19 protein-coding genes are annotated in these 22,404 nt (G+C 67.7%); 9 read left to right on the top strand and 10 right to left on the bottom strand.

Annotated features, from left to right (window positions below; translation table 11 throughout):
• Positions 1 to 82: 82 nt before the first annotated feature.
• The 6 genes from JMF82_RS11935 to JMF82_RS11910 all read right to left on the bottom strand — a co-directional run bounded on the left by JMF82_RS11935 (position 83) and on the right by JMF82_RS11910 (position 9,906).
• On the bottom strand, positions 83 to 3,094 hold the full coding sequence (locus JMF82_RS11935; protein WP_201314802.1) for a TonB-dependent receptor: 3,012 nt from the start codon (positions 3,092 to 3,094) through the stop codon (positions 83 to 85).
• Between the two features lie 99 nt (positions 3,095 to 3,193).
• A complete protein-coding gene (locus JMF82_RS11930; RefSeq protein ID WP_201314801.1) occupies positions 3,194 to 4,690 on the bottom strand; it encodes a glycosyl hydrolase family 79 C-terminal domain-containing protein in 1,497 nt (498 codons plus the stop codon).
• 57 nt (positions 4,691 to 4,747) lie between these two features.
• On the bottom strand, positions 4,748 to 6,781 hold the full coding sequence (locus tag JMF82_RS11925) for an enterotoxin (RefSeq protein WP_236585438.1): 2,034 nt from the start codon (positions 6,779 to 6,781) through the stop codon (positions 4,748 to 4,750).
• Between the two features lie 70 nt (positions 6,782 to 6,851).
• Positions 6,852 to 7,817, bottom strand: a complete 966-nt coding sequence (locus JMF82_RS11920) for a 1-phosphofructokinase family hexose kinase (protein WP_201314800.1) — start codon at positions 7,815 to 7,817, stop codon at positions 6,852 to 6,854.
• Positions 7,814 to 8,740, bottom strand: coding sequence for a carbohydrate kinase family protein (locus JMF82_RS11915; RefSeq protein ID WP_201314799.1), 927 nt, complete (start codon positions 8,738 to 8,740; stop codon positions 7,814 to 7,816). Before JMF82_RS11915 ends, JMF82_RS11920 begins: the two co-directional genes overlap by 4 nt.
• Positions 8,737 to 9,906, bottom strand: a complete 1,170-nt coding sequence (locus JMF82_RS11910) for a tagatose-6-phosphate ketose isomerase (protein WP_236585437.1) — start codon at positions 9,904 to 9,906, stop codon at positions 8,737 to 8,739. Before JMF82_RS11910 ends, JMF82_RS11915 begins: the two co-directional genes overlap by 4 nt.
• 94 nt (positions 9,907 to 10,000) lie before the next feature.
• On the opposite strand from JMF82_RS11910, the gene JMF82_RS11905 reads away from it, so the two are divergent.
• Genes JMF82_RS11905 through agaR form a run of 3 tightly spaced genes read left to right on the top strand, consistent with a single transcriptional unit; the run spans position 10,001 to position 12,992 of the window.
• Entirely contained in the window at positions 10,001 to 10,918 is a 918-nt protein-coding gene (locus JMF82_RS11905; RefSeq protein WP_201314797.1) for a fructose-bisphosphate aldolase, read from the top strand.
• Between the two features lie 14 nt (positions 10,919 to 10,932).
• Complete coding sequence (locus JMF82_RS11900) at positions 10,933 to 12,192, top strand: amidohydrolase family protein (RefSeq protein WP_236585436.1); 1,260 nt, start codon at positions 10,933 to 10,935, stop codon at positions 12,190 to 12,192.
• Positions 12,189 to 12,992 carry a transcriptional repressor AgaR gene (gene agaR, locus JMF82_RS11895; RefSeq protein WP_201314796.1) on the top strand — a complete coding sequence of 268 codons (804 nt, stop codon included), beginning with the start codon at positions 12,189 to 12,191 and terminating at the stop codon, positions 12,990 to 12,992. Before JMF82_RS11900 ends, agaR begins: the two co-directional genes overlap by 4 nt.
• 5 nt (positions 12,993 to 12,997) lie before the next feature.
• Here agaR and JMF82_RS11890 read toward each other — a convergent pair whose 3' ends face one another.
• On the bottom strand, positions 12,998 to 13,171 hold the full coding sequence (locus JMF82_RS11890) for a hypothetical protein (RefSeq protein WP_201314795.1): 174 nt from the start codon (positions 13,169 to 13,171) through the stop codon (positions 12,998 to 13,000).
• Positions 13,172 to 13,278: 107 nt separating this feature from the next.
• On the opposite strand from JMF82_RS11890, the gene JMF82_RS11885 reads away from it, so the two are divergent.
• From JMF82_RS11885 to JMF82_RS11870, 4 genes are read left to right on the top strand one after another with little or no spacing between them, the layout of a single operon-like run.
• A complete protein-coding gene (locus JMF82_RS11885; RefSeq protein WP_201314794.1) occupies positions 13,279 to 14,970 on the top strand; it encodes a molecular chaperone HscC in 1,692 nt (563 codons plus the stop codon).
• Positions 14,967 to 16,385 (top strand): hypothetical protein, encoded by a 1,419-nt coding sequence (locus JMF82_RS11880; RefSeq protein ID WP_201314793.1) that lies wholly within the window; start codon positions 14,967 to 14,969, stop codon positions 16,383 to 16,385. Before JMF82_RS11885 ends, JMF82_RS11880 begins: the two co-directional genes overlap by 4 nt.
• A gap of 54 nt (positions 16,386 to 16,439) precedes the next feature.
• Positions 16,440 to 16,808, top strand: a complete 369-nt coding sequence (locus JMF82_RS11875; protein WP_201314792.1) for a metalloregulator ArsR/SmtB family transcription factor — start codon at positions 16,440 to 16,442, stop codon at positions 16,806 to 16,808.
• Positions 16,805 to 17,761, top strand: coding sequence for an SRPBCC domain-containing protein (locus JMF82_RS11870; RefSeq protein ID WP_201314791.1), 957 nt, complete (start codon positions 16,805 to 16,807; stop codon positions 17,759 to 17,761). The genes JMF82_RS11875 and JMF82_RS11870 overlap by 4 nt, the downstream gene beginning before the upstream one ends.
• Positions 17,762 to 17,807: 46 nt before the next feature.
• Here JMF82_RS11870 and JMF82_RS11865 read toward each other — a convergent pair whose 3' ends face one another.
• The 3 genes from JMF82_RS11865 to JMF82_RS11855 are packed head-to-tail and all read right to left on the bottom strand — an operon-like array spanning position 17,808 to position 20,181.
• Complete coding sequence (locus JMF82_RS11865; protein WP_201314790.1) at positions 17,808 to 18,107, bottom strand: DUF6587 family protein; 300 nt, start codon at positions 18,105 to 18,107, stop codon at positions 17,808 to 17,810.
• Positions 18,104 to 19,939: a ferrous iron transporter B gene (locus tag JMF82_RS11860; RefSeq protein ID WP_201314789.1), complete on the bottom strand. Its 1,836-nt coding sequence runs from the start codon at positions 19,937 to 19,939 to the stop codon at positions 18,104 to 18,106. The genes JMF82_RS11865 and JMF82_RS11860 overlap by 4 nt, the downstream gene beginning before the upstream one ends.
• The gene (locus JMF82_RS11855) at positions 19,936 to 20,181 is read right to left on the bottom strand and encodes a FeoA family protein (protein WP_201314788.1); all 246 of its coding nucleotides are present in this window, start codon (positions 20,179 to 20,181) and stop codon (positions 19,936 to 19,938) included. The genes JMF82_RS11860 and JMF82_RS11855 overlap by 4 nt, the downstream gene beginning before the upstream one ends.
• A gap of 324 nt (positions 20,182 to 20,505) precedes the next feature.
• Between JMF82_RS11855 and JMF82_RS11850 the strand changes: the two genes are divergently transcribed.
• Complete coding sequence (locus JMF82_RS11850; RefSeq protein ID WP_201314787.1) at positions 20,506 to 21,552, top strand: MBL fold metallo-hydrolase; 1,047 nt, start codon at positions 20,506 to 20,508, stop codon at positions 21,550 to 21,552.
• 64 nt (positions 21,553 to 21,616) lie between these two features.
• Positions 21,617 to 22,402 (top strand): enoyl-CoA hydratase-related protein, encoded by a 786-nt coding sequence (locus JMF82_RS11845; protein WP_201314786.1) that lies wholly within the window; start codon positions 21,617 to 21,619, stop codon positions 22,400 to 22,402.
• Positions 22,403 to 22,404: the final 2 nt, after the last annotated feature.

Here is a 22,404-nt window from a genome sequence, read left to right as displayed (position 1 = left end):
GCTCCTCGTGACGCTCGCGCCGAATGGACCATCGCTCCCCGTGGATGACCACGAGGAGCGATGCACGACGGCACGCGGCGTATCAGTAGTCGTAGGTGACCGACACGCGCAGGTAACGCGGTGCCTGCATCACCCTGGGCGTACCGTACAGCGGATTGGGCGTGCCATCGGAGCTGGAATACAGCGCCGGTGTGGTGTTGACCACCGCCTGGTTGTTGAACACGTTGAACACGTCCAGATGGAAGCCCAGGCGCTGCGCCGCGAAGGCCGGCGTGTACTTCACGCCCACGTCGAGCTGCTTCTGGGCCGGCAGGCGGCCGATGCTGCCCGGGGTCACCGGCACGAAGTTGCAGAAGTGGTACGACGAGCCATAGCCGGCCGGGTCCGGGTTGTCGCCCGGAAACAGACCCAGGCATACCTTCGGGCCGCCGGAGATGTACGAGAAGTTGCCCGACACCAGCCACTCCGGCGTGACCTGGTAGTAGCCGTTGAACTTCACCTGGTGGCGATGATCGTTGCCCTGGTCGCCATTGCTGTAGACCATGATCGGCGCGTTGTCCCAGTCGGCCGATTCGTTCGGACCGTCGGACTGCACGTCCGACTGCGTCATGCCTTCGGTGTTGCCGTAGCTGCGCGAGAACACGTAGTCGATCTTGCCGTACCAGGTGCCATCGAACGGATGCTCGAGGAACGCTTCCAGCTCGTAGTACTTGCGCTTGGCCGGCGGAAAGCCCAGTTCCTCGCGGCTCAACTTCACGTCGTGATGCTGGCCCGCGTCGTCCACCACCACGAAGGTATTGGCGCGGCCGGCATTGATGAGGTAGCAGCTGTTGACCGAACTGACGCTGTAGCCCAGCGCCTGCGCCTTCTCGGTGATCAGGTCGACGTCGCAGAAGTCGTCGATGGTGCTGCGCAGGACGCGTCGCGTCGCCTTCGCACCATACAGCCATGACGTGCCGAGCATCTTGGTGAAGCCCAGGATGTACTCGTCCTGGTACATCGACTTCAGGTCCTTGGCGGTCACCGTCTTGGGATCGGGCAGGATGCCGAAGTTGTTGTTGGCCGACACCGGGGGCGACATCTGGGTGAGACCGGTGGGCGTGCCATCCGGATTGATGCCGCTATAGGTGAAGTACTGCGTGGTGCTGAGGCTGGCGCCGGCGGCGCTCAGCGCCGGCTCCAGCGGCGAGGCCAGGAAGTAGCGGCCGACGTTGCCGTAAACCTTGAAGCTGGAATCGCCGTTGACGTCCCACGCGAAGCCGAGCCGTGGCGCCCACTGCGCGGTCTGCTTGATGTACGGCTGCGCGTCGGCGTTGTAGTTGGTGAACTGGTCGTTGCGGATGCCCAGCGAGAGCAGCAGCTTGTCGGTCGCCTGCCAGTTGTCCTCGATGTACTGCGCGTGCTCTACCGTCTTCACGTTGGCCAGCTGGCTGTTGACCAGCTTCTTCACGTAGTAACCCGTCTGGCCATTGGCGAAGTCGGCCGGCGCGCCCACGCCCAGGCCCGGGTCGATCGGATTCTGCGGAAAATTGGAATGCGCGTACGACCAGGTGTAACCCGGACCCGACGAAACCTTGCCCTGGTTGAGCGCTTCGGCCGTCAGGTTGTCGATACCCGCCGTGAGCGTGTGATCACCCAGCTTGTATTCCAGGCTGATGCGCAGGTTCGACACGCTGTTGCCGCGCGAAGGATCGTAGAGCTGGGACGTCGTCTGGTTGTTGTAGCGCGGCTGGCTGCCGACGATGGCCGGATTCTGTGCGGTGATGCCCGCCACGTAGGCAAGACCCGGGTCATAGCCCACCGGCTGCTGGAACGCCGTCGTGCGCATCTTGCCGTACAGCGCGGTCAGCGTGAGGCTGTCGGTGAGGTAGCCGGTGTACTTGCCCGACCACAGGTCGCCACCGTTCTTGGTGCCGTCCGCATGGCTCACGAATTTTCCGGGCGCCATGTTCTGGAAGTCGTAGCGGTACAGGTCGGCGCCGTACGACTGCTTGTTGGACGCGCCGGTGACCTCGAGGATGTTGCTGTCGTTGATGTTCCAGTCCAGCTTCGCGTACCACTTGGGCATGTGATAGCTGTAATCGGAATAAGGCGACGAGCCCGTGACCGGGCCAACCGACGAGCCCTCCTTCTTCGCCATCTCGGCCGATGCGAAGAAGAACAGCTTGTCCTTGATCAGCGGCCCGCCCACGTAGGCGTCGTACGTGGTCACCCAGTACTCGTTCTGCTCGCGCGGGTCATACAGCGTGCCGGTGGGCAGCGGCGGATCCGGCTGGCCGTTCTGGTAGTACCAGTTCCTGGCGGAGGAACGCGTCGATGCCGGTTCCCAGCTCGCCATGCCGCCGAAATGCCATTCGTTGGTGCCGCGCTTGCCGACCATGTTCAGCACGCCGCCGTCGGAGCGGCCGTACTGCGCGCTGTAGCCGCCGGTGTAGACCTCTTCCTGGTCGATCGAGCCGTACGGCAAGGTGATGCCACCCTCGGACTTCAAAGGATCGGTCGTGTTGAAGCCGTTGATGTAGTACGCGTTCTCGTTGGCTCCCGAACCGCCGAAGCTCACCAGCGAACCACCCGTGGCGCTGGTGAAACCACCGGAGTTGTTCACCACGCCGGGCGCGAGTTGCGCCACGGCTTCGGCCGAAAAGCTCAACGGCAAGCGGGCCAGTTGATCGGCGGTGATTACCGTGCGCGAGTCGACACTGGTGACGTCGATGGCGGGCAGGGCATTGGCCGTCACCTTCACGCCTTCCAGCTCCCTCGCGTTGCCCGCCGCCCCGGCGAAGGACACATCGGTGGACACGCCCACGCGCAACGATACGTTGTCGCGGGTCTGCACGACCTCGCCGTTGTGCTTGAGGGTCACCTTGTAATTGCCCAGCGGCAGCTGGTTGGCCGCGTAACGGCCGCGATTGTCGACAGCCACGTCACGCTGCAGGCCGTTGTCGCTCTGCACCGTGACGGTGTCTCCCATGCCCGTCGGCACCTGCCCCACAATGCTGCCGGTCGTGGACTGCGCATAGACGCCGCCACTGGCCAGCGCCATTGCGATCAACAGGCTCAGCCTGCTCCTGCTCATCAACTCATGCTTGCTCATGTAACAACTCTCCCCGTTGTTCGGATTGACATCGCACTGATTCCGCAAGACCCACGCCCACCTGCCGGCCATGCCGGATGCGGTGTCCCCTGAAGGTCTTCAGACAAAACGATCCAGACGTAGCAAGGCCGCGCTGCCGCGGGGCAGCACGACGCTGCAGCGGCCGCGCGCATCGACGGTCACCTCGCGTCCCGCATGCGCCGCATCGGCGCCCTCCTCGAAAACCAAGCCGCTGCGGCTGTCGAGCGCCGGCGCGCGCAGCCGCATGAGCCGCCCCTCGCCGCGGGCGCGCAGGCCGTTCAACGACACCGTGGCGTCGCGACCGGCGTCCTTGTTGATCAAGGCGATGAGAAGCGCGTGCCCACGCATTGCCGCGTACGCTGTCAGGTTGACGCCGGCCGCATCGAGGTCGGCAGCCACCATCTGCGCGCCAGCGAACTGCTGCGCCAATTGCATGCCGTAGTACAGCGGGCGAGCCTGGAAGCCGAGCGTGGCGTCGCCGGCAATGGCCGAATAGCGCGAAGTCACCGCATCGCGGCGTGCCGCCTGGTCGGTGGCCGTCGCCGAGGCGTCGGCCGTACGCCCGAGCGACGCTTCGATCGAGTCGAGCGTGCCGCCATGGAAATGAACGCCGGCCACGCCGCGCTGCGCCATGGCGAGCATGAAGTCGGCACCCCACAGCGCGGAGGCGAACACGTTGCTGACACCGTCGCGGCCGCCGAGGTAGTACGAGTTGGCTTCGGTGAGGCGAAACGGCCGATGGCTGATGTCGGCGGCCTGCATGGCCTGCTCGACCTCGGCATGGAAACCGGCGTCGCCCGCCAGCAGATCCGCGATGGAACCGCGCGGCGCGGCCTCCTTGTAGTAGTGGCGGCTGAGGAAGACGTTCTCGCCCGCATGCCGCTTGGCATATTCGATCACCCAGTCGGTGTTCGCGCCGGTATCGGGGCCGGCAATGGGCACGCCGGCATCGCGGATGGCCTTCGCATAAGGTGTCCAGGCCTGATCGAACGCGCCGTAGTCCGCTTCGTAGTTGTTCGCTTCGTTGCCGATCTGGATGGCGATGAGGTTCTCGCCGACGATCTGCCGCACCGCCTGCGCAAGCTCCACCGCCATCGCCGGCACGCCGATCTTGAGATTGACGCCGAACACCAGCTTCCAGCCCGTGGCGCGCAGGAAGCCAGCCAGGGTGTGCAAGGCTTCCGGCTTCAACAGCACCGGTCGCTGCGGTCCGCCCTTGTGCGTGCGTTGCGCCGGCACTTCACCGCGATACGCGGTCCACACGGTGTAGTCGCTGCTATTGCCGCCGATGCGCAGTACGCCGCGCGGGCTGAGATCGCGGAACAGGCGCACCAGCGCGTGGTTGTCCGCGGAGAAGAATGCCGGGTTCTCCAACTGCTGGGTCTCGTAGCTGAACCCGGCCAGCGAGTCGCTGACGACGCGGCCCAGGCGTTCCGGATGCACGACGAGCGACACCTGCGCGGCGCCCGGCGGAGAAACATCGCCCGCGAACGCCAGGCGTCCGCAGGCCGATGCCAGCGGCAGCCAGGCAGCGGCTTTCAGCAGTTGGCGTCGCGTCGGATCGAAGGTGGACATCGCTTCCTCCCCAGGGTGTCAGGTCCGCCGGCGGCACGCGCCGGCGGACGGCGTGGCTCAGTGGTTGGGCGTCAGCTCCAGCGTCAGCACCTGGAACGGCGCGAGCTCGATGGCCTGGGCCCGATCCGCGTCCAGTTCGCGCGGTGGCTGCGACGCATCCGCCTGCCAGGGGCTGCGGGCCTGGAACCGGCGCACACCGCCTTGCGGCAATTCGAGCTGCCTGGCCAGGTCGATCACCGCCAGTTGGGGACGGTCGCTGGGGTTGCGCAGCGTGAGGATCGCCTTGGCCGGCGTCCACGCGGCCCAGCCATAGACGTCCAGACGTCCCGGATCACCGCCGACCCAATGCGTGTCCTTCAACACCTGCGCATGGGCGCGCGACCACTTGGCCGTCTCGGCCAGCATGTCCCAGTCGGCGCTGCTGAGCAGCGACGGCGTGATGTACAGCTCCTGCAGCTGCGTGCCGGCACCGAAGTACGAATGCACCTCGTTGGCGAAGTCATGTCCCGGGTCGGTGTTGAGGCGCTTGTTCTCCTTCGCATAGATGATGCCGTGGAGCATCAGCGAATTGAGCGGAAACAGCGGGCCTTTCACCACGATGTTGCGGTACGTCTCGCGGTCGCGATAGGTGATCCAGCGCTCGCGCTCGGTGCCCACGCCGGCATGCCAGTCGTCTTCGCCGTCGCGCCAGATCGAATCGGCGTAGCGCAGCCAGAACGGCGACGCCAATGTGCCCGTGGTGAGGTTGATGTAGAGATCAGGCCTGGCCTTGCGCAGGTCGTCGATCAACGCGATGGCGGCATCGAAGTCGCTGCTGAAGCGGCTGCCGGGGAATACCTTGTCCGCATTGCCGGTGCCATCGAACTTGAACTGGTTGACGCCGTCGTTGCGCACCAGGTCCAGCGTCACGTCGTGGAAGCGCTGGTAGTACTTGGGGCCGGAAAGCGCGAGGCCGCCATCGATGATTTCATAGCCGTTGGCCTGGCCGCTCTTGACGCGCTCCTGCTTCGGCGCGCCGTAGCCGCCCCATGGCGACAGCCACATGCCCGGTGCCGCGCCGTATTTCGCGGCGGCGTCGCGCAACGGGGCGAAGCCGTGCGGGAAGTCCTTGCTGAAGTTCCAGCTGCCGCTGCGGTCGTCCCAGCCATCGTCGAACAGGAACGAATCGAGCTTCACGCCGCGCTTGACCGACAGCTCCTCGCCGAACGCATGGATGCGCTCCAGCGCCTGCGCCTCGGTGTACGGCGTGAAGTAGCCGATGTCGTACCAGGAGTTGTAGTGCAGGAAGGTGCGGTACGGGTGCGCGCGCTCGCGTTCCACGTAGGCAAGGAAGTCGCGACGCAGCTGGTTGCCGTGCGTGGCGCCCACCACCGCCGAATAGGTCACCGACTGGCCCTTGGGCAGCGGCAGGCCACGGTCGATCCACAGCTTGACGCGGTTGCCCCACGCCTCGCTGGAGGAGAGCGGATGCTCGAAGCCGAAGTAGTCGGGACCGGCCACCACCGGCGAACCGGAGACCGAGCCCACCACTTCGGTGCTCTCGGCCTTCGCCTGCAGCAGGTCGACGCGGGCGATGTCCTCGTCCTGCTTGAGCGCGGTGACCGTCACGATCTCGCGCAGGTAGTCCGAACCCTCGCGCTGCACCCACTGCCATTCGATGCGCAGGCGACCTTCGGCGTCGCCGAAGGTGGCGCTGATGGCGCGGCCTGGCACGCGTTCCGCTTCGCGCGATGCCTTGGGGTCGGCCTTGAGCCTGCCCTCCTTCGGCGCCGACAACAGCTTCAGCTGCGTGGTGTCGAGCTTGCGGCCATCGCGATAGGTGAGCACGAACGGCTGGCTGACCGGGATGTCCAGCGTATTGATGCGGTCGCTTACGACCATGTCGGCGAGCTTGCCGTCGGCGAGGTTCCAGCGCACGCCGATGGAGGCGTTGCCGAAGCTCGTGCCTGCCGGTGCGGCTGATGCGACCCCGGCAGCCACGCCGAGTGCGGATGCCAGGACAACGCCAAGGCGCGCACGCGACGACAGTTTCCGTGCGCGCCTGCCCTGCATGACGCCGCTGTCGCGGCCTTCCCCAAGCACTTCGTTCATGCCATCCACCTCGCTTGTCGCGTTGCCTGCTGCCTGCACCGCAGCACGAAAATCATCGATATGCCGCGGATCAGCCGCGGCCTTGGTTTGATCCGCCGTCGCCCCAGCCTTCCAGCCTTCGCACCTGCACCTGGCCCAGCAGCGCATCGACGCACTCCCGCCGCACGTAGCCGGTTTCCTCGTCCAGCGCGTTCGCCGCGCCGCAGGCCACGCCCAGGCGCAGCGCCACGTCCATCGGCTCGCCGCGCTTGAGCGCGACCGCCAAGCCCGCCAGCAGGCAATCGCCCGAACCCACGGTGTTCGCGCTGTGCGCCAGGGCGATCGAGGCATGCCAGGCCTGGTGGCCATCGAAGGCCACCGCGCCTTCCGCGCCCATCGTCACCACCGGCTGCGCGATGCCACGCACATGCAGCGCGCGCGCCACCCCGGCCGCGTCGCGAAGCGTGCGCACCGGGCCACTCGCGAGGCCGGAGGCTTCGTCCCGATTGGGTTTCAACAGGTGCGCGCCGGAATCGGCCGCGTGCTGCAGGGCCTCGCCGCTGGCATCCACCAGGCTGGGCAGGCCCGCCGCGGTCGCCTGTCGCACCATCAGCGCATAGGTATCGGGGCCAAAACCGCGTGGCAGGCTGCCCGACATCACCAGCAGCTCGCTCTCCTCGGCGCAACGCCACCACGTGCGCAGCAACTGCTCGCGCGTGGACGTGGATATCTCCGGCCCCGGGCTGAGCAACTCGGTGAAGCGCCCCTCGCGCTCACGCACCGCCATGCAGGTGCGCAGCGGCTGGTCGATCTCGACGCCATGGAACAGCACGCCGCGCTCCGCCATGCGGCGGGCGATCAGGTTGCGATGCGCGGCATCGGTAAGCCCCACCAGCTGCACGCGTTCGCCCAGCGCCGCGATGGTCTGCGCCACATGCAAGCCTTTGCCGCCGGGATACAGCTCCGCGCGCGAAGCGCGCTGGACGGCGCCGGGCACCAGGGCATCGAGCAGGAACAGATGATCGATCGCGGTGTTGAACCCGGCGACCGTGATCATGGCGTGCCCGCCAGCAGCCGCCGTACTTCGGCTTCGTCCGCCTGCGTGGCGGTGCCGCCGACGCCTCGCGTGGAGAGGCCGCCGCACGCGGCGCCCCAGCGCAGGCATTCATGCAGTGGCAGTCCGCGCCGCCACGCATGCAGGAAGCCGGCATCGAAGGAATCGCCCGCGCCGGTGCTGTCGGCCGCATCGACGCGGATCGCCGGCACGGAGAGGACAGCGCCATCGTCACCCAGCGTGATGGCACCCTCCGCGCCGCACTTGATCACCGTGCGAGTCACGCCGTTGGCGAAGTTTCGCAAGGCCTGTCGCGGCGCGGCTGCGCCGCTGATCGCGCAGGCTTCCAGGGCATTGGGCAGGAACACGTCCAGCAACGGCAGCAGTTCGCGCAGCGCGCTACCCCAGTGCCGCGCCGGGTCGAAACCGGGATCGAGCGAGGTGGTGACGCCACGGTCGCGGGCGCGGGCGAGCAAGGCGCCCAGTCCGGATTGCAGGCTCCGCTGCAGGTAATACGAGGACACATGCAGGTGACCTGCCCGGTCCAGCAGATCGTCACCGATGTCTTCGGCACGCAAGGCATCGATCGCGCCGGGATAAGTCACCAGCGCGCGGTCATGCGCCGCCGACAGTGCCACCGTGAGGCCCGTTCGCAGGGTTGCATCGCGGCGCACGGCCTGGGTATCGATGCCCGCACCGCGCAGTGCGTCGATGCAGTAATCGCCCCAGCCGTCCTGCCCGGCGACACCGGCAAACAGCACGCCGTCGCCCAGCTTCGCCAAGCCCATCGCGCAGATCATCGACGAGCTGCCCGGCCCTTGCCGGAAGCCCTCCACCAGCACTTCGCGACCGAACGCCGGCAGTTCGTTGCACCCGGTGAACACCAGGTCGGCATTGATCTCGCCGGCGACCAGCACGGATTTCATGCGCCGCCCTCCGCGTGGATGGCGAAGGACTCCACCACGCGCGTGAGCACGCCCTGCGAGGGCGCGTCGGGGCGCTGGTCCAGCGCCAGGCAGCGGAAGAACGCCAGCAATTGACCCACGACGACGTGGATCATCTGCTGCTGTGCTTCCTCCAGCGCGTAGAGCCCCGGCAATTCGATGGCGATGCCGCCGGGGCCGACCACGTCCGCGGGTATCGATTCGCCGACCACCACGCGCGCGCCGCCCAGGCCCTTGCGCTGGAGCTCGCGCAGCAGGTCGTATTCGTAACCGCGCACGCCGGGCTCGCCCGAGAGGAACGCGACGACGAGGCAGTGCTCGTCGAGCCACGACATCGGGCCATGGCGCAGGCCGAGGAAGGTTTCGGACAACACGCGCACGGCACCGCCGGACATCTCCAGCATCTTCAATGCCGATTCGCGCGCCGCACCCAGCGCCGCGCCGCTGCCGAGATAGACGGCTGCCGGCACGGCCTGTTCCGCGGCATGCCCCAGCGCATCGCCGTAGCGCGCGAACAGCTGGGCGGCAACGGCCGCGGCGGCATCGGCCAGCCGCACGTCGCCTTCGCTCGAAGCGCCATGGCGCAGTCCGCTGCAACCCAGCAGCAGATTGGTGAAGCTGCTGGTCATCACCAGGCTGCGGTCGTTGGTGCGCTCGTCCAGCTGCAGCACATGCATGCGCGGCTCGTCGCGGTAGCGCGTCGCCAGCTTGCCCCGCGCATTGCAGGTCACGGCGAGGTGCGCATAGCCGGGCTCCGCCGCCAGCACCTGGTCGACCACGCCGGTGCTTTCCGGGCTGTCGCCCGAGCGCGCGATCGACACCAGCAGGCCGCGCCCGCCCGGCAGCACGCCGCGGCGCGAGGTCAGCAGCGTGCCGGCGGGAATCGCCATGCAGGGAATGCCCAGCGCCGCCTGCAGTACCGGCGCCACGCACTCGCCCACGTAGACCGAGCTGCCCGAACCGGTCAGCACGATGTGCGCGGGCTGCGCGGCGAGCAGCGAGGTCAGCATCGAGCGCGTGCCGGTATCGGCGAGCCGCGCGGCCGTATCACGCCAGGTAACGGGCTGCTGGAGGATCTCGCGCAGCGTGTCGGTGTAGCCACGCCTCTGCTGTTCGGCGACAGGGGCGGCTTGCAGGGAATCCAACATCGAGACACTCGCGGCGGGTTTGACAGGCATGGTCATCTGATGAAATATGATGTAAAACGAAATCTAACGAAACCTCAATATCACGGTATTCGAAATGAAACACAACTTGCAAGCACCTTCGTTTTCGTCAACCCAGCTGGCTTCGCTGCCCCTTTCGCATGGCAAGCGCACCCGCCTGTGGCGCCTGCTGTACGGCAGCGGCCCGCGTAACGGTTCGCTGTTGGTGCTGCCGCTGGACCAGGGCCTGGAACACGGCCCGACCGACTTTTTCCCCCACCCGCCGGCCGTCGATCCGGGCTACCAGTTCGAGCTCGCGGCGGCCGGCGGCTTTTCCGCCATCGCGCTGGGCATCGGCCTGGCCGAGAAGTACATGACCGAGTACTGCGGCCGCGTGCCGCTGATCCTCAAGCTCAACGGCAAGACCAATATCCCCAGCGATGCGGAAGCGACCTCGCCGCTGTTCGCGTCCGTGGAAGATGCGGTGCGCCTGGGCGCCGATGCGGTGGGCTACACCATGTACGTGGGCTCGCCGCGCCAGCACGACGAGTTCCGCCAGTTCGAGAAGGTGCGCCAGGATTGCGAGCGCTTCGGCATGCCGCTGGTGCTGTGGTCGTACCCGCGCGGCAGCGCGGTGAACGCCAAGGGCGGCACCAATACGCTGTATGCGCAGGACTACGCCGCGCGCGTGGCGCTGGAACTGGGGGCCGACATCGTGAAGCTGCACGAGCCCAATGACAGCGTGGCCAGCGTGCCCGCGCCGTACGACAAGCTGCAGGAAGACGCCGGCGCGCGCTGCGCACGCGTGGTGCGCTCGGCCGGCCGCACCATGGTGCTGTTCTCCGGCGGCGAGAAGAACGACGACGACGAGGCCGTGCTGCGCAAGGTGGAGTTCTACATGCAGAGCGGCGCCAGCGGCGTGATGTTCGGCCGCAACATGTGGCTGCGTCCGTTCGACCAGGCGGTGGCGTTGACGCGCCAGGCGCACGAGATCATGGCGCGCTACCCGCGCTGACGCAGGACGTGACGATGTTGCGCGCGACCCCACGCGACCGGCGGCGCCTCGACCCCGAGCGCCGCCGCACCCTCACCACCACGCGCACCGGTTGTGGTTGTTGCGCGCCGCCGATGCTGGCCGGCGGCAGCGGCAAGAATCCGCTGCAGACCGCCGCCGCTCCGCGGGGCGAGCAGCTCCCGCTCAGCGACTTCCAGCCGCGCAGCATGCTGCACGTGCCGGTGACGCGGGTGGAGAAGCCGGCCTTTCCGGTGATCGACGTGCACACCCACCTGAGCTGGATGAGCGAAACGCGCAGCGGCGTGTCGCTGGGCGAGGCGATGAGCTATTTCGCCGACCCCGCCGAGCTGCTGCCGCTGATGGATCGCAAGGGCATCCGCACCATGGTCAACCTCACCGGCGGCACCGGCCGCGGGCTGGAGGAAACCATCGCCCGCTTCGACGCCGTGGCGCCCGGCCGCTTCCGCACCATGACGGAACCGTCGTTCGCGCTGTTCGCCGAAGCGGACTACCCGCGCCTGCAGGCCGAAGCGATCGAGCACGCCCATCGCATCGGCGCCGCCGGGCTGAAGCTGCTGAAGACGCTGGGCCTGTACCTGCGCGAAGGCATCGACCAGGGCGAACGGGTGGGCGTGGACGATGCGCGCTTCGATCCCATGTGGGAAACCTGCGCGGCGCTGCGGATGCCGGTGTTCATCCACACCTCCGACCCGGAGGCCTTCTTCCTGCCGGGCGACAGCACCAACGAGCGCTACGAAGAGCTTTCGAAACATCCGGACTGGTCGTTCTATGGCCCCGAATACCCCAGCCACCGCGACCTGCTCAGGGCGCGCGACCGAGTGATCGCGCGCCACCCGGGCACCACCTTCGTGCTGATGCATGTTGGCAACCAGGCGGAAGACCTCGCCGCCATCGCCGCCTGCATGGACCGCCATCCCAACGTGCACGTGGACATCAGCGCGCGCATCAGCGAACTGGGGCGCCAGCCGCGCATGGCGCGCCGCTTCTTCGAGCGCTACCAGGACCGCATCCTGTTCGGTACCGACGCCGTGCCCGCGCCCTATGGCAACGACGTGCCCCAGCAGCTGCTGGGCGATGAGCTCTACGAGATCTACTACCGCTTCCTGGAGACAGAAGACGAATATTTCGATTACGCTCCTGCCGCCGTACCGCCGCAGGGGCGCTGGTCGATCTACGGCGTCGGCCTGCCGCGCGAGATCCTGCGCAAGCTGTACCACGACAACGCCGCCCGTCTCCTAGGAATGGACCCATGACGACCCGACGCAAGGCTGCACCACCGCCCAAACTGCTGGTGGAAGAGCGTCGCCGTCGCATCGTGGAGATGGTGAACCAGCACGGCCGCGTCACGGTGGACGAGCTGGTGGCACTGTTCGACATTTCCGCCGTCACCATCCGCGCCGACCTGGAGGCGCTTGATCGCGCGGGCGCCATCAGCCGTTCGCACGGCGGCGCCCTGCCCGCCGCGTCCACCACGCTGGACACGCCGCTCAACATCAAGGAAACGCGCCACCACGCGCAGAAGCGCCGCATCGGCCAGGCCGCCGCGCGACTGATCGAGGACGGCGACACCATCATCCTCGACTCCGGCTCCACCACGGTGGAAATCGCGCGGCAGATCCGCCAGCAGAAGTGGACCTCGCTCACGGTGATCACCAACGCGCTGAACATCGCGATGGAGCTTTCCGCGCTGCCGTCGGTGCGCGTGATGATGCTCGGCGGCCTGTTGCGCCAGACCTCCTATTCGCTGGCCGGCCCCGACGCCGAGCAGGCGCTGTCACGGCTGTCCGCCGATCGCCTGTTCCTGGGCGTGGACGGCCTGGACCCGGACGTGGGCGTGACCACGCCCGATCCGCTGGAAGCCTCGCTCAATGCGCTGATGATCCGCGTCTCGCGCCAGACCGTCGCGGTGCTGGATGCGAGCAAGTTCGGCCAGCGCAGCCTGTCGGTCATCGCGCCGGTCAGCGACCTGGATCTGGTGATCAGCGATACCGCCGCGCCCGCCGAATACGTGCAGGCGCTGGACGCCAAGGGCGTGAAGACGCAGCTGGTGTAACGGCGTCAGCGCGGAACGCGCAAGGTCGAATCGCGCAAGGCCGCCTCGTGCTGCAGCTCGTCCTGCGCCGCGACCTCTTCGTTGTTCAGCAGGCCGTGGCCCGCCGGGTGGCGCAGCGGGTGCTTCGCCGTGGCGTCATCGGCGGGCAGGGAGGGGTCGACGGGCGTGGTCGGGTGCATGGCGGCTCCTTGGGGACCGGCAGATTCTATCGGCGTTGTCGTCTCGCGGTGTAGGCGACGGAACCTTGGGTACACTGGGCCCGTACCTACAGGGGGAACTGTCAGGGATGATCGTCGGCATCGATCTCGGCACCACGCATTCGCTCATCGGCACCTATGGGGAACACGGCCCCGTGCTCTTTCCCAATGCCCTGGGCGGCTACCTCACGCCTTCCGCGGTGAGCGTGGACGACGCCGGACACGTGATCGTGGGTCAGGCCGCGCGCGACCGGATGGTGAGCCATCCCACCGCCAGCGTGGCCACCTTCAAGCGCTGGATGGGCACGCCGCGCGAAACACGACTGGGCCCGCACGTGTTTCGCCCGGAGGAACTGTCGGCGCTGATCCTTCGCGCCTTGATCGCGGACGCCGAGGCCGCCAGCGGCGAGACGGTGACCGAGGCGGTCATCAGCGTTCCCGCCTACTTCTCCGATGCGCAACGCAAGGCCACGCGCGCGGCGGGCGAGCTCGCGGGCATCCGCGTGGAACGGTTGATCAACGAACCCACCGCCGCCGCCCTGGCCTACGGCCTGCAGGAAAAACCCGATGGTTCGCGCTTCCTCGTGTTCGATCTCGGCGGCGGCACCTTCGACGTGTCGGTGCTGGAGATGTTCGAAGGCGTGGTGGAAGTGCATGCCAGCGCGGGCGACAACTTCCTCGGTGGCGAGGATTTCCTCGACGTGCTGGAAATGGCCGTCTGCAGCGAACGGCAGATCGACCAGGCCAAGCTGTCGCCGCAGGAGCGCGGCCAGCTCCGCCGTCGCCTGGAAGTCGCCAAGCGCCAGCTGGGCAACGGTGGCGCCACGAGCATCGAATGGCAGCATGGCGAACAGGCCATCGCCTGGGATATCGACGAGGAACGCTTCGCGCGCCTGAGCGAACCGTTGGTGCACCGCCTGCGCGCGCCGCTGGAACGCGCGATGCGCGACGCCAACCTGCAACCCGCGCAACTGGACGAGATCGTGCTGGTCGGCGGCGCCAGCCGCATGCCGCTGGTGGCGCGCCTGGTCTCGCGCATGTTCGGCCGCCTGCCCTTGCGGCACGTGAACCCCGACGAGGCGATCGCGCTCGGCGCCTGCGTGGCGTCGGGGCTGAAGGCGCGCGACGCACGGCTGGACGAAATCATCCTCACCGACGTGTGTCCCTACACACTCGGCATCGAAGTATCGCGGCGCGACGAGGCCGGCGGCCGCCAGCAGGGATACTTCGCGCCCATCATCCACCGCAACAGCACCGTGCCGGTGAGCCGCGCGGAGAGCTTCCAGCCGGTGCAGGACCACCAGACGCAGCTGGAACTCAACGTCTACCAGGGCGAGAACCCGATGGTCGAGCGCAACATCAAGCTCGGCTCGCTCAACATCACCCTGCCGGCGCGACGCACCGCCATCGAGAATGCGGTGGAAGTGCGCTTCACCTACGACATCAACGGCGTGCTGCAGGTGGAAGCCACCTTGCAGGCCACCGGTGCGCGCCACGAACTGGTGCTGGAACAGAACCCCGGCGTGCTCGATCCCACCGAGATCCGCGCGCGCCTCGCGGCGCTCGACGCCATCAAGATCCATCCGCGCGACAAGCAGGAGAACCTCGCCGTGCTGGCGCGTGCGGAGCGCCTGTACGAAGAATACGTATCGGCACGCCAGCAGCTGCAGCAATGGATCATGCAGTTCCGCAGCGTGCTGGACAGCCAGGATGAATTGCAGATACGCGAGCATCGCCGCCTGTTCGGCGATGCGATGGATCTCCTGGAGAAGTCGCTGTGAGTTCACCGCTGGAATGGTTCGGCCTGGCGGGCGACGCCGACGAGCGCGCGCTCAAGCGGGCCTACGCGCAGCGATTGCGCGCGACGCGCCCCGACGAGGATCCGGAAGGTTTCCAGCAACTGCACGCGATGTACCAGCGCGCGCTGGCGCAGTGCCGCTCGCAGGGCGGTCAGGCACCCGCGTTCCCGCTGGAGCAGGATGCCCCCGTAACGCTGCAGCCCGTCACGCTGCAGGAAGACGGGCAGGACACCGCGCAGAACGCGCTGATCGAGCCGCTGCTCTCGCAGGAAGCCGTCGATGCGATCGCGCAGGAAGCGATTGCACTCGCCATGAAGGGCGACGCCGATGCCTTGCTGGCATGGCTGCGCACGCAGCCGGCGCTGTGGTCGCTGCAGGCAAAGGCAAGAACCGGCTGGCGCTGCGTGGAACGCCTGTTCCAGGAAGTGCCGCCGATGCCGGTCGATGCCCAGGAGGCGCTGCTCGGCTTCTTCGACCTCGATCGCGTGCAGTCGCGCATCGACGCCGCGTCGCTCGCGCGTCTTTCGCGGCGCATGCAGCTGGCGTGGGAACTGCAGCGGGCGCATCACGAAACGCTGCGCCGCCGCGTGGGCATCGAGTCTTTCACGGTGAGGAAGATCCGCTCGCTGCTGGGCGAAAGCTCGCAGCCGTTCTCGTGGCCGTCGGTGCTCATGGCGGGATTCATGCCATCGGCCGTGCATCGGCGCGCCCGGTTCCTCACCCGCCTCTGCCAGGGGCAGTTCAACGACCTGCCCGCCTCTTTCGACCGCCGTCGCGTCCAGTTCTGGCTCGATGCCACGCAGGGCGGCGTGACGCGTGCGCGACTGGCGCTTGGCGCGACGCGCTGGCTGAGCGCGCTGCTGGTCGCGGCGATCGTCGGCCTGCTGATCGCCATCGCGCCGGCCAACGGCAACGACCTCACCGGGCAGGCCGCATCGTTCGATCTCACGCCGTTGTTCGTGCTGCTGGGCCTTGCGCTCGCCCCGGGACTGCTCTGGGCACTGTGGATGCTGTACCTGCCGCTGGATGCCTGGCACGGCCATCCTGAGCACGTGCCGGTGCGCTGGCCCTGGCTGAACCTGTTGATGGTGCCGTTGCTCTGCGCGACCGGCGCGGCCATCAAGCTATGGCAGCCCGACAGCCTGGTCTTCCTGCTGCCGCTGGTGCCGGCCGCCTGGCTCGCCCTGCGGCGGTTCTGGCGCCGTTCGGCGACCGGCGACTGGGTATCGCCCAACGTGTTCCGCGTCGGGATCTTTCTCTTGGTGCCGCTGCTGCGCACCGTGGTGCAGCAGGACGTGACCCTCCCGTTCCTGCTGGCGCTGGCGATGGTCCCCTGGTGCTGGGACCTGTGGCGCCAGCGCGCCGTGCTTCGCATTGCCGATCGGCGGCCTGCCTGAGAACGCTTAACCAAAAGGTTGACAATTCACCATGATGGGCAGATATTCAACCTTATGGTTGAATCTTCCGCTCCCGCCCTCGACGCCGTCTTCCAGGCCCTCACCGATCCCACCCGGCGCGCCATGCTGCGCAGCCTGGCGGCGGGCGACCGCAACATCGGCGAACTGGCCGCGCCCTTCGACATGTCGCTGGCCGCCGCTTCCAAGCACGTGAAGGTGCTGGAACGCGCAGGCCTCGTACGGCGTGCCGTGCGCGGCCGCACCCATGTCTGCCGGCTGGACCCCACGCCACTCGCAGCCGCCGACGAATGGCTGCGCTTCTACGAGCAGTTCTGGAACCGCCGGCTCGATGCACTCGACGCCCTGCTCAAGGCCGAGGATCTCGCCCAGCCCCCACTTCCAAGCCAAGGTAAGCCGCGATGAACGCCACAGCCCTCCGCTCCCTTCGCCTCACGCGCCGCTTCGACGCCAGCGCCGAGCGCGTCTTCGACGCCTGGCTCGATCCCTCCACCGCCGGACGATGGCTGTTCGCCACCGACGGCGGCGAGATGGTCAAGGTGGACATCGATCCCCGCGTCGGCGGACGTTTCAGCTTTACCCGTCGCGATGGCGAGGATGTGGAGCATGTCGGTGAATACCTTGAGATCGATCGTCCGCGCCGCCTGGTGTTCACCTTCGCCGTGCCGAAATTCGATCCCGCCGTCACCCGCGTGACCATCGACATCACGCCGGTCGGCAAAGGCTGCGAGCTCGTGCTGACCCACGAGGACGTGCTGCCGGATTGGGCCGATGCCTCGCAGCAGGGCTGGGGCATGATCCTTGGCCACCTCGAGGAAAACCTGCACCAGCAGCCGACCCGCCAGCTCGTGGCGCCGGACACGCTGCGCTTCGAACGCCTGCTGCCCGGACCGATCGAACGCGTCTGGGCCTACCTGACCGAGTCGGAAAAGCGGGGCCAGTGGCTGTCCAGCGGCGCGATGGAGCTCGGCGTGGGCAGCCGGTTCGAGCTGCATTTCCACCACATCCAGCTGTCGCGCACGCCGGTGCCGGCACCGGCGCGCTTCAAGGATCACGCGGATGGGGTGACATCGCAGCACCAGGTCACCGCATGCGATCCGCCGCGACTGCTCGGCTTTACCTGGGGCAATCCGGCGCAGCCTTCCGAAGTCCGCTTCGAGCTGACGCCGCAGGGCGACGAGGTACGCCTCGTGGTTACCCACAGCCGTCTGCAGCCAGGCGACATGGCAACCACCAGCGGCGGCTGGCATACGCACCTGGACGTGCTGGCCGATCGACTGGCGGGACGGCAGCCGCAGCCGTTCTGGCCGATCTTCAGCCGCCATCTCGCGCGCTACGAACAGGCCGGCGACGCCTGATCCCCGCCGCAACGGCAAACGCAGGCGCCATGCGGCGCCCTGCGGATCACTTGGCGCGCGGGCGGAACTCCAGCGGCTGCGCAGCGTGCGCGGCGGCCGGCGGCTTGGGACCGCAGGCACCGCAGGTGCTGCAGCCATCGCTGCAATGACCGGTGGCCTGCTTCGGTTGCAGGCGACGGCCCAGCGAGCGCTGCCAGGCGGAACGATCCGCGCGGTCGAAGTGCAATGCGAGCGATGCTAGCCAGCGGCTGGTGAGCTGCGGCGCCAGCTTGCGCAAGCTGATCAGCGCGCCGCAAAGCACGACCACGCCGACGATCACGTATTGGACGAGCAGCCCGGTACTCATGTGAGCAGGCTCGTGATCTGGTAGGTGAGGAACGAGGCCGCGTACGCCACCGCGAACATGTAGCCGAACGAGATGCCCACGTTGCGCCAGCTGTTGGTCTCGCGGCGGATCACCGCGAGCGTGGACATGCACTGCGGCGCGAACGCGAACCACACCAGCAGCGACAGCGCGCTGGCCAGCGAAAAGTTGGCGGCCAGCGCCTGCTCCAGGCCGGTGCCCTCGCCGCCCACCGCATACACCGTGGCGAGCGCGGCGACGGCCGTTTCGCGCGCGGCGAACGCCGGAATCAGCGATACGCAGATCTGCCAGTTGAAGCCCAGCGGCGCAAAGACGTATTGCAGGCCGCGCCCGATGTAGCCCGCCGCGCTGTAGTCGATGGCCGGGCCCGTCGCACCCTGCGGCGCCGCCGGAAAGGTGGAGAGGAACCACATCAGGATGGTCAGCCCCAGGATGATGCCGGTGAGGCGCCTGAGGAAGATCATGCCGCGCTCCCACAGGCCGATCGCGACGTCGCGCACCTTGGGCAGGCGATAGGACGGCAGCTCCATCAGCAGCGCGTGCTCGCTGCGATCGCGACGCAGCTTCTTCATCACCCAGGCCACGGCCATCGCGCCGATGATGCCCGCGGCATACAGCGCGAACAGCACCAGGCCCTGCATGTTGAAGATGCCGAACACCTTGCGCGTGGGAATGAACGCGCCGATCAGCAACGCATACACCGGCAGGCGCGCCGAACACGTCATCAGCGGCGCGACCAGGATGGTGGCGAGGCGGTCGCGCGGATCGGTGATGCTGCGCGTGCCCATGATGCCGGGAATGGCGCAGGCGAAGCTGGACAGCAACGGGATGAAGGAACGCCCGGTAAGCCCCACCGACACCATCAGCCGATCGAGCAAAAACGCCGCGCGCGGCAGGTAGCCCGATTCCTCCAGCACGAGGATGAAGAAGAACAGCACCAGGATTTCCGGCAAAAAGCCCACCACCGTGCCGAGGCCACCGAACACGCCATCGACGATCAGGCTCTGCAGCGGACCGGCCGGCATCCACGCGGTGGCGTGCTCGCCCAGCCAGCCGAAGCCGTCGCCGATCAGGTCGGTCATCGGCTTGCCGGCCGCGTACACCGCCTGGAATACCAGGAACATCACCACCGACAGGATCGCCAGGCCGAACACCGGATGCAGCGCCCAATGGTCCAGCGCGTCGTCGAGCTCGGCGGTGGCGCGCGGCATGGTCACCGTGGCGGCGAGCAGTTCGCGCACCTGCGCATGCAGGTCGGCACGGCTGGCGGGGTCGTCCGGCTGGGCCGGCGCGGCGTCGGGAATCTCGCCGTCCACGCGAGCGATCAGGGCCTTCACGCCATCGCGCTTCACCGCCACCGTTTCCACCACCGGCATGCCCAGGCGGCGCGACAGCTCGGGCACATCAATGACCACGCCGCGACGACGCGCGGCATCCATCATGTTCAGCGCCAGCACGATCGGCCTGCCCAGCCGCTTCACTTCGAGCACGAAGCGCAGGTGCAGGCGCAGGTTGGTGGCGTCGGCCACGCAGACGATGAGGTCCGGCGCCGTTTCGCCCGGGTAGTTGCCTTCCAGCACGTCGCGGGTGATCTGCTCGTCCGGGCTGGCAGCGTCGAAACTGTAGGTGCCGGGCAGGTCCAGCACCTGCAGCACGCGGCCCGAAGGCGCGGTGAAGCGGCCTTCCTTGCGCTCGACGGTGACGCCGGCATAGTTCGCCACCTTCTGGCGACCGCCGGTGAGCTGGTTGAACAACGCCGTCTTGCCGCAATTGGGATTGCCCACCAGGGCGATGCGCAGCGTACCCGCGCTCATGCCGCGGCCTCCACGCTCACCCACACGCGCGCCGCTTCATTGCGGCGCAGCGCGAAACGCGTCGAGCCGATCTGGATCAGCAGCGGGTCGGCGCCCATGGGGCCGACCGCCACCAGGCGCACCGGCTCCCCCGCCACGAACCCCAGGTCGCGCAGGCGCTGCGCGATCGGGTCGGAAGCATGAGCATCGTCCACTCGGTCCACCACGGCAGTAGCCCCTTTCGGCAAGTCGGACAGGCGCACTGGCCACCCATTCAAATAAGAATGGTTCGCATTGTATCCGAGTCGCCCACCGAACGCAGCGCGGCCGGTTGCCGCTGGATTCCGGGGCCAGGCTGCTGGCGCAGCGACTTGCGCCCGGGCCAAACCCAACCAACGACACGGTAATGGCGGCGACGCCTTGGGAAAGCCCCGCGCGGCCCCGATAGCAGAACCATCCCCGCCGCAGTACCGGGACATGGCGTGCTCCGCACGTATGGTCCGGCCGGACTCCGGCTCCCCTCCGCTCGACGAGGTCTTTCGATGGCTTGGTTTTCCCGACACGCGACAGGTCTCCGACTTGAACGCATGCAGGCTTCCGCGCAATACGCCGGCGGCGGCTTCGTCAATACGTATCCCGCCAGCACGCCCCGTGCAACGGACGAGCAGCCGTCGCTGGTCGATTTCGTGTTCCGCGGCGAGGGACGCACGCCGGCCCGGCCGTTGCCCGCGCTCGATCCACGCAACGCCTGGACGCGTCCGGTCGAAACCGGCCTGCGCGCCACCTGGCTCGGCCATTCCACCGTGCTGCTGGAAATCGATGGCGTGCGCATCCTCACCGATCCCGTGTGGGGCGAACGCGCCTCGCCCTTCTCTTTCCTCGGGCCCAAGCGTTTCCAGCCCGTGCCGGTGGACATCCGCGCGCTGCCGCCGCTCGATGCGGTGCTGATCTCGCATGATCACTACGATCACCTGGATTACCCGAGCATTCGTGAACTGGCGAAGCTGCGCGTGCCCTTCATCACCTCGCTCGGCGTCGGCGTGCACCTGGAAGCCTGGGGCGTGCCGCCGGAGCGCATTACCGAACTCGACTGGTGGGAGCACGTTGCGCTGCCGCGCGGGCTCACCATCACGGCCGCGCCCTCGCACCACTTTTCCGGTCGCAGCCTGGGCGATCGCAATGCCACGCTGTGGTCGTCCTTCGTGTTGCGCGGCGAGCGGCATGCCGTGTTCTTCAGCGGTGACACCGGGCTCTCGCCGCACTTCGCCGAGATCGGCCGGCGACTGGGTCCGTTTGACCTGGTGATGATCGAAGTGGGCGCGTTCCATCCGTCCTGGGGCAGCGTGCACCTGGGTCCCGACAACGCCATCGACGCATGGCGCCAGCTTGGCAGCGGACGCTTGCTGCCGGTGCATTGGGGCACCTTCAATCTCGCCATGCATCCGTGGGCGGAACCGGCGGAAGTGCTGCTGGCCAAGGCACCGGAAGGCCTGTTGATGCCGCGACTCGGCGAAGCGATCGAACCGGTGCGCGTCGAAAGCGTGCAGCCGTGGTGGCGCGAAGTGGCTCCAGGCCACTGGCAGGGCTCCGCGTTGGAAGCCGCTGAATTCCTGGTGCTTCCCGCGAAGGACTGACGGATCGCGGTGATCACGCCGGGAGCGGTTCGGCCCTAAGATGTTGTCATTCGATGGAGGCCCCATGACCGACAACATCCTTATCGCCGACCACGCCGGTGTCCGCCGCATCACCCTGAACCGCCCGCAGGTGCACAACGCGTTCGACGACGCGCTGATCGCGGAACTCTCCGATGCGCTGGCCGCCGCGGGCAAGGACGCGGCGGTACGCGCCGTGGTGCTCAGCGGCGAGGGCGCCAGCTTCTCGGCAGGCGCCGATCTCAACTGGATGCGCGGCATGGCCTCGGCCGGCGAAGCGGAGAATCGCGAAGACTCGCTGCGGCTCGCCAGCCTCATGCGCACGCTGCAATTTCTTCCCAAGCCGACCATCGCGCGCGTCAATGGCGCGGCCTACGGCGGCGGCGTGGGGCTCATCGCCTGCTGTGATATCGCCATTGGCGTGGACAGCGCGCGCTTCGGTCTTACCGAGGTGAAGCTGGGACTGGTGCCCGCCGTCATCTCGCCTTACGTCATCCATGCGATCGGCTTGCGCCACGCGCGCCGCCTGTTCCTCACCGGCGAGTTGTTCGATGCCGCCACCGCACAGGCGATCGGCCTGCTGCATCGTTGCGTGCCCGTCGAGCAGTTGGACGAAACCGTCCATGCCACGCTCGCCCTGCTCGCCAAGGCCGGCCCGGCTGCCCAGGCCGAAGCCAAGCAGCTGGCCCTGCGCATGGCGGGCGCCACCGAGGAAGACGCCGAACGCATCGATCGCGACAATGCCGCGCTGATCGCACGCCTGCGTGTTTCGGACGAAGGCCAGGAGGGCCTCGGCGCCTTCCTTGGCAAGCGCGCGCCGCGCTGGTGCTGAGA

It is taken from the genome of Dyella sp. EPa41, from assembly GCF_016586165.1.
GTDB lineage: Bacteria > Pseudomonadota > Gammaproteobacteria > Xanthomonadales > Rhodanobacteraceae > Dyella.
The sequence above is the reverse complement of the archived record's forward strand: the minus strand, read 5'-3'. Positions and strand labels throughout refer to the sequence as shown.